Annotated in this window: 9 protein-coding genes and 1 pseudogene; 8 read left to right on the plus strand and 2 right to left on the minus strand. The window is 58.7% G+C overall.

The annotated features are described in order from the left end of the window. Nucleotides 1-18: 18 nt before the first annotated feature. Both ACN0SD_RS17590 and ACN0SD_RS17595 read left to right on the plus strand, forming a co-directional pair. A complete protein-coding gene (locus ACN0SD_RS17590) occupies nucleotides 19-774 on the plus strand; it encodes an SDR family NAD(P)-dependent oxidoreductase (RefSeq protein ID WP_417809522.1) in 756 nt (251 codons plus the stop codon). A gap of 466 nt (nucleotides 775-1,240) precedes the next feature. Next, nucleotides 1,241-1,465, plus strand: coding sequence for a hypothetical protein (locus ACN0SD_RS17595; protein WP_417809523.1), 225 nt, complete (start codon nucleotides 1,241-1,243; stop codon nucleotides 1,463-1,465). Between the two features lie 418 nt (nucleotides 1,466-1,883). Here ACN0SD_RS17595 and ACN0SD_RS17600 read toward each other — a convergent pair whose 3' ends face one another. Next, nucleotides 1,884-2,543 carry a GntR family transcriptional regulator gene (locus ACN0SD_RS17600; protein WP_417809524.1) on the minus strand — a complete coding sequence of 220 codons (660 nt, stop codon included), beginning with the start codon at nucleotides 2,541-2,543 and terminating at the stop codon, nucleotides 1,884-1,886. A gap of 129 nt (nucleotides 2,544-2,672) precedes the next feature. Between ACN0SD_RS17600 and dctP the strand changes: the two genes are divergently transcribed. The 6 genes and pseudogenes from dctP to ACN0SD_RS17630 form a co-directional block, all read left to right on the plus strand. Next, nucleotides 2,673-3,653, plus strand: coding sequence for a TRAP transporter substrate-binding protein DctP (dctP, locus tag ACN0SD_RS17605; RefSeq protein WP_417809525.1), 981 nt, complete (start codon nucleotides 2,673-2,675; stop codon nucleotides 3,651-3,653). 15 nt (nucleotides 3,654-3,668) lie between these two features. Beyond that, nucleotides 3,669-4,223, plus strand: coding sequence for a TRAP transporter small permease subunit (locus ACN0SD_RS17610; protein WP_417809526.1), 555 nt, complete (start codon nucleotides 3,669-3,671; stop codon nucleotides 4,221-4,223). Continuing rightward, a complete protein-coding gene (locus tag ACN0SD_RS17615) occupies nucleotides 4,223-5,542 on the plus strand; it encodes a TRAP transporter large permease (protein WP_417809527.1) in 1,320 nt (439 codons plus the stop codon). Before ACN0SD_RS17610 ends, ACN0SD_RS17615 begins: the two co-directional genes overlap by 1 nt. After that, a complete protein-coding gene (locus ACN0SD_RS17620) occupies nucleotides 5,539-6,780 on the plus strand; it encodes a malonyl-CoA decarboxylase (protein ID WP_417809528.1) in 1,242 nt (413 codons plus the stop codon). Before ACN0SD_RS17615 ends, ACN0SD_RS17620 begins: the two co-directional genes overlap by 4 nt. A gap of 43 nt (nucleotides 6,781-6,823) precedes the next feature. Then, nucleotides 6,824-8,329, plus strand: a complete 1,506-nt coding sequence (locus ACN0SD_RS17625) for a malonate--CoA ligase (RefSeq protein WP_417809529.1) — start codon at nucleotides 6,824-6,826, stop codon at nucleotides 8,327-8,329. 180 nt (nucleotides 8,330-8,509) lie between these two features. Continuing rightward, nucleotides 8,510-8,794 (plus strand): annotated as a pseudogene (locus ACN0SD_RS17630) (transposase); the annotation flags it as partial. Nucleotides 8,795-8,906: 112 nt separating this feature from the next. Here the strand turns inward: ACN0SD_RS17630 and ACN0SD_RS17635 are convergent. Next, on the minus strand, nucleotides 8,907-9,679 hold a 773-nt coding region (locus ACN0SD_RS17635), incomplete at its 5' end, for an IS110 family transposase (RefSeq protein WP_417809530.1).

Raw genomic sequence — 9,679 nt, forward strand, 5'->3', positions numbered from 1 at the left:
TCAAATCAGGAGAGATCAATGCTCAAGGATTGTATCGCGCTGGTGACAGCAGCGGGTTCAGGGATCGGGCGCGCAGGCGCAGTGGCTATGGCCCGTGAAGGCGCCTTTGTCGTCGTCAGTGATCTCAACGCCAATCTGGCCGACCAAACGCTGGCGCTGGTGCAGGCTGCGGGCGGCAAGGGCGAGGCCCGCGCGCTTGATGTGCGCGACGATGCCGCGATTGAGGCCGAAATCGCCCGTATCCTGCGCGATCACGGGCGTATCGACATTTTGCATAGCCACGCGGGCATTCAGATTCCGGGCAAACTGGAGGATGTGTCGGGCGCGCAGATGGATGCCGCTTGGGCGCTGAACGTTCGCGCCCATTTCGTGCTGTCGCGCGCCGTGATTGCGCCGATGCGTGCGCAGGGCGGAGGCTCGGTCATCATCACCGCGTCAAATTCCGGCTGCCAGTTTGACAGGGGCATGATTTCCTATGCGACCACCAAACACGCCGCCGTCGCTATGGTCAAACAGATGGCCGCCGATTACGCCCCCGAGAATATCCGCTTCAACGCGCTTTGCCCGGGCTTTGTCGACACACCCTTCAACGCGGGTTTTGAAACGCAGATGGGCGGGCGCGCTGCGCTTGAAGGCTACGTCGCCCAGACCATTCCGATGGGGCGATGGGCCAGTGCCGAGGAAATAGCCGATGGCATCGTCTACCTCGCCTCGTCTCGCTCCAGTTTCGTGACCGGCCTCGCGCTGGTGATCGACGGTGGTGAGATCCTCTGACGTCGGAGTGGGCAACGCTACCGACACGCTGGGTCTGGCGCTGCAGGCGTCGGGCTGTGATCAGGCGATAGTTCTGCACAAACCTCTGCTGCCACTTGAGGGTCCTTTGGCAGCGCTACCGCACAGGCCTTTTTTGAAGTGGGCACACTCCGAGGCCGTTCCAACCTTCACGAAACTTCCTAAGGAAACTGAAAATATGCTACACAGCCCTGATGGAAAAAAATGCAAGTAATTGAATTTACAATATAATAAAATAATATGAAGTGGTTTTCTCGGCCTTCGCATCCGCCACCAATTCGCCTTTATCCTCTTTGAGTTCAAGGGGTTAGGTCTGTTGTGAATGTTGTCGCAGATAACACAAGAGGTTACACAGCGATGATTGTCTCGCTTGAATCGGGGGCCATTGCGGCAGAGAATAATCTTCCTTGTCAAAGAACTGCGCACCGACGGTGATTGGTGTTTCTTGATGGCAGAACCGCTCCAACCCAACGGGAAAAAGCTGAACTGGTATTCCACGCCCTACGCCAATGATTGGGCCAATGACGCGATGAGCAACCTTGTGATGGTGCTGATGCGTCGGCAGGGCAACGGCTTTCAGGTTGTGGACTATGTCATTGGGCCAACGGACGTACATTGGTACAATTGGATCGACAGATACGGTCTGCCCGAGAGGTTGTTCACCCCCGGGTGACGTTGATTAGGCTCTCGTATGAGGCGGCGGCTTTCAAAGACGAGTGCGAGATCAACGGCCAACTCGTACCATATTTCGGCGTTTGGCCGAAATGTCTGGCAAGCCGACCTCGCCCTCGCGACGTGCATCGCGATTGAGGTCCTGGCGCCACACGCTCTCTTGAGCGGCGATCAGCTATGGACACCCGTCGAGCCCGAGCCTTAGCTTACGCTGCCCAAGCACTTGTGGGTTTGCCCGTCACCGCAGCCCTCGACGTGGCGAGCTCGGTCAGGTGATGCGCCGCGCGTAGCCAAACCCGACGTCGTGCCAAGGTGATCGGGGCGCGGGAAAGATTGCGATTCGGTCACGATGAGGGGTAAATCAACGCAATAAACGCCTTCGTTGTACAATTTAAGCGCTCGGGACGCCGTCCTATCGGTCAGCCAGTCTTATCGAGCCGTAACTGTTGCAAGAGATGATGAAACTTCTCGCCCTGCACTCCGACATGGCCGCGCAACAGTTCCGCAGCCGCTTCTGCTTTGCCCGCCGCAATGGCATCAACAATCCCGTCATGTTCATCCATCGACTGCTGCATGCGCCCCCGGAGATGGAGTTGCATCCGGCGGTAGGGCTTCAGTCTGCGGTGTAGCCGCGCGGCCTCATTTTCGAGGAAACGGTTGCCCGATTGCGCGTAAATCAAGTGATGAAAAGCACCGTTCTCTTCATAATAGACATCAGCATCACCGTTCTTAAGCGCCTCGCGACATCCGGCATTCACGTGACGGAGACGCTCGACGGCTTCTTCACTACTGCGCATGGCCGAAAGCCTCCCGCAAGCGGCTTCGAGTTCCGCCATGACCTCAAACATTTCCATGATTTCGACAGCTGACGCCTGACGAACGAAGACACCGCGGCGCGGCGCGTGCTCGACGAGCCCTGAAAGCAACAGTCGTTGCAGTGCTTCGCGAATTGGGGTTCGGGAGACCTGATGCTCCTCCGCAAGCGAAACCTCGTCGAGCCGCGCGCCCGGAGCGAATCGGCCGGTCAGTATCTGCTCCTCGAGAAGCGAGGCAATTTGTTCTGCACGGCTGGACTCCATATTATCTCCCGAACGAACTGCATCCCACTGTACGTATATTGTATACAATATCATTGACAGCGAGCACAACATTCGTTTTCCATAACCCCGCCGGGAACATCCAACGATCCGGCGAGGGAGGAGAATAAAATGATTAAACGCCTGATAACGGCGGGAGTCTTTGCCATGCTTGTCGCTGGCACTGCCGACGCCAAAACATTGAAACTGTCGCATCAGTTTTCCGAGGGGGATATCCGAAACAAGGTCGCGCAGATGATCGCCGACGACGTCAAGGCCGCAAATGTTGACCTCGACATCCAGATCTATCCGAACCAGACCCTATTCAAGGCTCGCGAGCAATACACGCCGCTCAGCCGCGGCCAACTTGATATGACGATATTACCGCTCAGCTATGCGGGTGGGCAGCGGCCGGAATACAACCTGACCCTGATGCCCGGGCTGGTCAAAAATCTCGACCACGGCAACCGGCTGGCGCATTCGCCCTTCATGGCGGATATCGAGAAAATCCTGAATGAAGACGACGTCAAGACGCTGGTCCACGGTTACCTCGCTGGTGGGTTCGGGTCCACCCAGAACTGCATCACCAAGCCTGCCGACGTGAAAGGGCTGAGCATCCGCGCTGCGGGCAAATCCTTCGAGATTATGCTGGCTTCTGCCGGGGCTTCTATCTCGTCGATGGCGTCATCGGAAATCTACTCGGCGCTGCAGACCGGGGTTCTCGACGCCGCTAACACGTCCTCGGAAAGCTTCCTGAGCTACCGTCTCTACGAACAGCTCAAGTGCTACACCCCGGCCGGTGATACCGCGCTGTGGTTCATGTATCAGCCGCTGCTGATCAACAAGACTACTTTCGACGACCTGACCCCGGAACAGCAAAAGGTACTGAGCGATGCGTCTTCCAAAGCCGAGAATTGGTATCTGGAACAGGCCAAGCTGGGTGACGCCGAAACCACCAAGGCTTTTGAGAAGGCCGGCGTGAAGATCGCCACGATGTCGCAGGCGGATTTCGACGAATGGCGCGAAATCGCGAAAGAGAGCTCCTATCCGGCTTTCGTCAAATCGACACCGGATGGACAGAAACTGCTCGACGAGGCGCTGGCGGTGCAATGAGCCAAAACCCAATCAATGCGGTGCCGTCAGGCACCGCATACCGCCCCCCCCCAAGCGCTACGGGTACTGGGACTGGTATCCACCCTCTCCGGCATCGCCGCATCGGGCATGATCCTCGCCTCGGTGCTGATCACATGCCAGATGATCTTTGTGCGTGCGGTGCTCGGACGATCAACGCTCTGGCAAACCGAGGCGGTGATCTACTTGATGATTGCGGCGACGCTGTTGGGCCTGCCTTATGTGCAAAAGTTGCGCGGTCATGTCGGTGTTGACCTCGTGCCGCACTTGCTTCCAGTTCCGGCGCGGCGGGTCCTGGCGGTGGTGGTCACGCTGGCCACGATCGCGATGATCGGCACGATGCTCTGGTATAGTTGGGAATTCTTCTACACCGCTTGGCACCGTAACTGGAAATCGGAATCGGTCTGGGCGTTCCCGCTCTGGATCACCTATCTCTCGATGCCTCTGGGCTTCGGACTCTACCTGCTGCAGCTGGTCGGCGATCTCTGGATGGCGATCTTTGCGCCGACCGAGGTGATGCCCGAACCCCATCCCGAAAGGAGCCCAGACTGATGGATCCGCTTCTCATCGCCCTCATCATTGGAGTCGTGACAACTGTGGTCCTGTTCTCCGGCGTCTCCGTCGCGGTCGGCCTGCTGCTCACCGCCACCGGTTTCCTGCTGATTTTCGACGGACCACGTTCGCTGCAATCTCTGCCCGACCTGTTCTACGCGGAGCTCAACAGCTTCGCTCTGCTCTCGATTCCGATGTTCATCATCATGGGCGCGGCGATCGCCTCGACCCGTGCCGGCCCCGATCTTTACGAAGCGCTAGAACGCTGGCTGACGCGGGTTCCCGGCGGCCTCGTGGTGTCCAATCTTGGCGCCTGCGCACTGTTCGCGGCGATGTCGGGATCGAGCCCGGCAACCTGTGCCGCGATCGGCAAAATGGGCATCCCCGAAATGCGCTCGCGTGGCTACCCGCCCGAAGTCGCCGCTGGCTCGATTGCAGCGGGTGGCACGCTGGGAATTCTGATCCCGCCCTCGGTGACGATGATTGTTTACGGTATCGCCACTGAAACATCGATCGGTCGGCTATTCCTCGCTGGGGTCATCCCGGGCCTGCTGCTTACCGTGCTGTTCATCGGCTGGGCGGTGTTTGACACTTGGCGCCGGGGCGCCGCTAGCTCGGTGCTAACCACAGTCCGTTATTCGTGGCGCGAGCGGTTTGAGATTCTGCCCCGCGTCTTGCCGTTCATCGCGATTATTGTTGGAGTTCTGGTGGCGCTTTACGGTGGCATCTCCACCCCTTCGGAGACGGCGGCTGTTGGAGCCCTCCTCTGTATCTTCGCTGCGGTCATAATCTATCGCATGCTCGACCCGTTGGAACTCTGGCAAGTGCTGCGCGACTCGACTCGGGAAAGCGTGATGATCCTGTTCATCATCGCTGCCGCGGGGGTCTTCAGCTACATGCTGTCCTCGCTCTTCGTGACGCAGTCGATCGCGCATTGGATCGGCGCGCTTGAGGTCAATCGCTGGGTGCTAATGGTCTTGATCAACGTGTTTCTGCTGGTCGCGGGCTTCTTCTTGCCTCCGGTGGCGGTAATCCTGATGTCGGCGCCGATCTTGCTGCCGATCATCAAGTCGGCCGGGTTCGACCCCTATTGGTTCGCGGTGATCGTGACGATCAACATGGAGATCGGTCTGATCACGCCACCGGTAGGCCTGAACCTTTACGTCATCAACGGAATAGCACCGGATATTTCACTCCAGCAGGTGCTCTGGGGATCGCTTCCCTTCGTCGGGTGCATGATCCTTGCGCTCGTTATCCTATGCTTCTTTCCCGGCCTGGTGACCTGGCTACCCACAGCTGTCATGGGGACCGCACTATGAATCTGCTTTCCGACGTGCTCGCTACCATCTTCGCGCGCCAATCGCGCGGGAAGATGGTAGCTCCCGCAAACTCGCGCGATATCAAGGAACTCACGTCTGATCTGCTTTCGACACGCGGCGAAATCTCCGGCATGACGACGGCAGCACAGATTCTCGACCGCTTTGCCGCGATGGACGACGCGGGGAAGATCGCCTTCTTCGAGCATCTCGCGTGTGATCTCGGGATCGACTGCGACAGGGTCCGCAACGCGCTGACGGCGTTCGAAGAGACACCATCGCAGGCGAATTACGCTGAATTTCTCGCCGCGGCCGAGCCCGCCCGACAGGAACTGGCCCGCCGTCTCAACCGAGTGCCGGGGGCGACGCCGCAACTGGTCGGAATGCGCCGTGACCTGCTACGGCTTATCGCGCGCCAGGATCTGCGGGCGCGGATTGATCTCGACTTCCAACACCTGTTTTCGTCCTGGTTTAATCGCGGTTTCCTCGTGCTCAGGCCGATCAACTGGGAAAGTCCGGCGCAGGTGCTCGAAAAAATAATCGCTTACGAGGCGGTCCATGCCATTGATTCATGGGACGATCTGCGCCGCAGGGTGAAACCCACCGATCGACGCTGTTTCGCGTTCTTCCATCCCGCCATGCCGGATGAGCCGCTGATCTTCGTCGAGGTCGCTCTGACACAAGGCATCCCCGGCTCGGTGCAGAAACTGTTGGCCGAGGATCGCGATGTGTTGCGAGCGCAAGAGGCAGATACCGCCGTCTTTTACTCGATTTCCAACTGCCAGGCGGGGCTCGCTGGCATTTCCTTCGGCAATTCCCTGATCAAGCAAGTTACCGAAGACCTCTCCGCCGAGTTGCCAAACATCAACACCTTCGTCACCTTGTCGCCGATCCCAACGCTCTTGCGCTGGATGAAAGAGCAGGGTCTCGACCCCGCGGAACTCGATGCCGAAGCGATGCGCACCACTGCCGCGCGCTTCCTCGTGACAGCGAAGCGCAAGGACGGCATGCCCTATGATCCCGTGAGCCGATTTCACCTCGGCAACGGCGCCTATATCCACGCCGTGCATGCGGGAGCCGACACGTCTGCCAAAGGTCTGGCCGAAAGCGCCGGTGCGATGGTGAATTATGGCTACGATCCTGACACCTTTGTCGAGAACCATGAGCGCTTTGCCCGGGCGCAGGAAGTCGCCGCGTCGAAAGAGGTTCGGGCTTTACTCCAGACCAATGCCGTCTCCTAACGCGAAAAGCCAAAAGAATTCAGTCTTTGAAGGAAACACTCTCATGACCAACCCGCTCTACGACCGCCTCTTCACGCCACTCGCAGCCCGCGATGACGATTTCCTGACATCGTCCGATGGAAGCGTGCTTTCCGGACGGGAGTTCATGGCGATTGCGGCGCGTCAGGCAAACGCGCTGACCGCGATGGGGCTGCGCCCCGGCGATCGTCTGGCGGTGCAAGTCGAGAAATCGCCGCAGGCACTTGCGCTATACGCGGCCTGCGTCATGGCGGGCATCGTTTTCTTGCCGCTCAATACCGCCTACACGGCGAGCGAACTCGAATATTTCATCACCGATAGCGAGGCCGGCGCGGTGGTCTGCAGCCCCGCTGCCGAAGCAACGGTGCGTGGGATCGTCTCGGTGCCGGTTCTGACGTTGGGTCTGACGGGCGAGGGCAGCCTGACCGATGCCGCAGCTACCGCCTCTGATACCTTTATCCCTGCCGAGCGCTCGGGGGACGATCTCGCCGCCCTGCTTTACACCTCGGGCACGACCGGGCGCTCGAAGGGGGCGATGCTCAGCCAGTCGAACCTATTGTCGAACGCACTGGCCTTGGCCGATTTGTGGCGCTTCACCGAGGCCGACGTGCTGCTGCACGCGCTGCCAATCTTCCACACCCACGGGCTCTTCGTCGCCTCTAACGTTATCCTCGCCTCGGGCGGAAAGATGATCTTCTTGCCTAAATTCGACATCGACCAAGTGATCTGTTTCCTACCGCAGGCGACCTCGATGATGGGGGTTCCCACTTTCTACACGCGGCTCCTGAACGATGCGCGTTTCGACCGTGATTTGGTGAAGAACATGCGGCTTTTCACCTCCGGTTCCGCGCCGCTGCTCGCCGAGACCCACCGCGAGTTCGAAGCGCGCACGGGCCATCGTATCCTTGAGCGCTACGGTATGACCGAAACCAACATGAACACCTCGAACCCCTATGATGGCGAGCGCCGTGCCGGGACCGTGGGCTTCCCGCTGCCGGGGGTCGAGTTGAAGATCACCGATCCCGAAACCGGAGCGACACTGGGGGATGGCGCCGTGGGCATCATCGAAGTCCGGGGCCCCAACGTCTTTCAGGGCTATTGGCAGATGCCCGAGAAAACCGCAGCCGAATTACGGGCTGACGGGTTCTTCATTACTGGCGATATCGGGCAAATCGACGCGGACGGCTACGTCCAGATCGTCGGGCGAGCGAAAGACCTGATTATCTCGGGCGGCTATAACATCTACCCAAAAGAGATCGAACTGATCCTTGACGAACAACCCGGTGTCCTGGAGAGCGCCGTAATCGGCGTGCCCCATCCCGATTTCGGCGAGGGCGTTGTCGCCGTACTTGTTCCTCAACCGGGTGCGAGTATCGACCCCGAAGCGATCCGCTCTGGCATTGCCGAGCGTATCGCCAAATTCAAGCAACCCAAGGTCATAGAAGTGCTTCCCGAATTGCCGCGCAACACCATGGGCAAAGTGCAGAAAAACTTACTGCGTGATCAGTTCGGCACTGCTTTTACCAAGTGAAAGAAGGCGGCCAGGGGCATCGCGGATTTCGAAGGACAGCGGCTTTGATCTTGACCCGGATGATCGGGTCAAGGGTTTCCGATTGCGACAACTGGCGAGAACTGGCAATGCCCGAGTGGACAACACAAGCTAGCATCTCAATCCCGTCTTTGCGAGGGCGACTTGTGATGGCAAGGTGTAACTGTCAATTATTGGCCGGACCCGCGAAAGGTGCCGCCGCCGAGTGGCAACCGCGGTCGGCGACAGATCTATAGCGACGCCGCCATCCAGACCTGCCTGACGATAAAAGTGCTGTTCGGGATGGCGTTGCGCCAGACCACAGGCTTCGTCGAGAGCCTTCTGCGGCTGACCGGGCTGGGCTGGTCGGCACCGGATTTCAGCACTCTCAGCCACCTCTGACTGACCTGCGCCGCGAACATACCGTATCGGCGTTCAAAGGGGCCGTTGCACCTGCTGATCGACACCCGAACAGAAGATCGGTAGCGTCACCGCCGTTGGCGCCTATGACACGCGCAAATGCCATGATGGCATCCACTGCCCAGCAGTGCATGTTTACACGCACGAGTATCCGTATTGATCAAGTGGGATATTCGTTCCATTTTCGCCTATCCCGCAGCAATGCGTTTGCCATGACGATGAGCTTGCGCATGATTGCTGTGATGGCCAGTTTCTTGCACTTCCCGGTTGATACCAACTGCTCGTATTTTGCTTTCATGTCAGGATTGAAGCGCGTGGCGACAACAGCTGGTAAATAGATCGCGTGTCTGATGCTGGCACGACCGCCCTGAATATGTTCTTTGCCTTGCCACTTTCCAGATTGCTTGGAGATTGGAGCCAGACCGGCCAGTTTTGCGGCTTGCTTACCGCTCAGATGCCCGAGCTCAGGCATGTCCGTCAGGATCGCACAGGCCGTGACCTTGGCTATGCCGGGAATGCTTGTCAGAATGTCGGCCTTTGCGCGCAACTCCTGATCTGCGGCAATGATCGTGTCGACCAAATCGGCAACCTGAGAGAGGTCGCGGTCGATCTGGTTCAAACGTCGTTTGATCTGCTGGGACAGCAAGCGGTAGGTTGTAGCGGCAAGGCGTGCTTTGGCCGCTGTGCGATCTTTGATCAGAGCCTGTCGCGCCGTTGCCAACTGCTTGAGATCATGAAGCGTTTCGCTCTTTTGTTGATCCGCCTTCAATTGTAACAGCGACCCCATTTTGGCCAGCATTTCAACGTCTACCCGGTCTGTTTTTGCCAGCTGACCCGCCCCTTCGCAAAAGCGCCGTGCCTGGCGTGGCCTTACGGCGATTGCGCGCAATCGCCTACCGGCTAACAGGTTCACACGTGCAATACTGATCGCAT

This window comes from Thioclava sp. (assembly GCF_048263065.1).
Taxonomy (GTDB): Bacteria; Pseudomonadota; Alphaproteobacteria; order Rhodobacterales; family Rhodobacteraceae; genus Thioclava.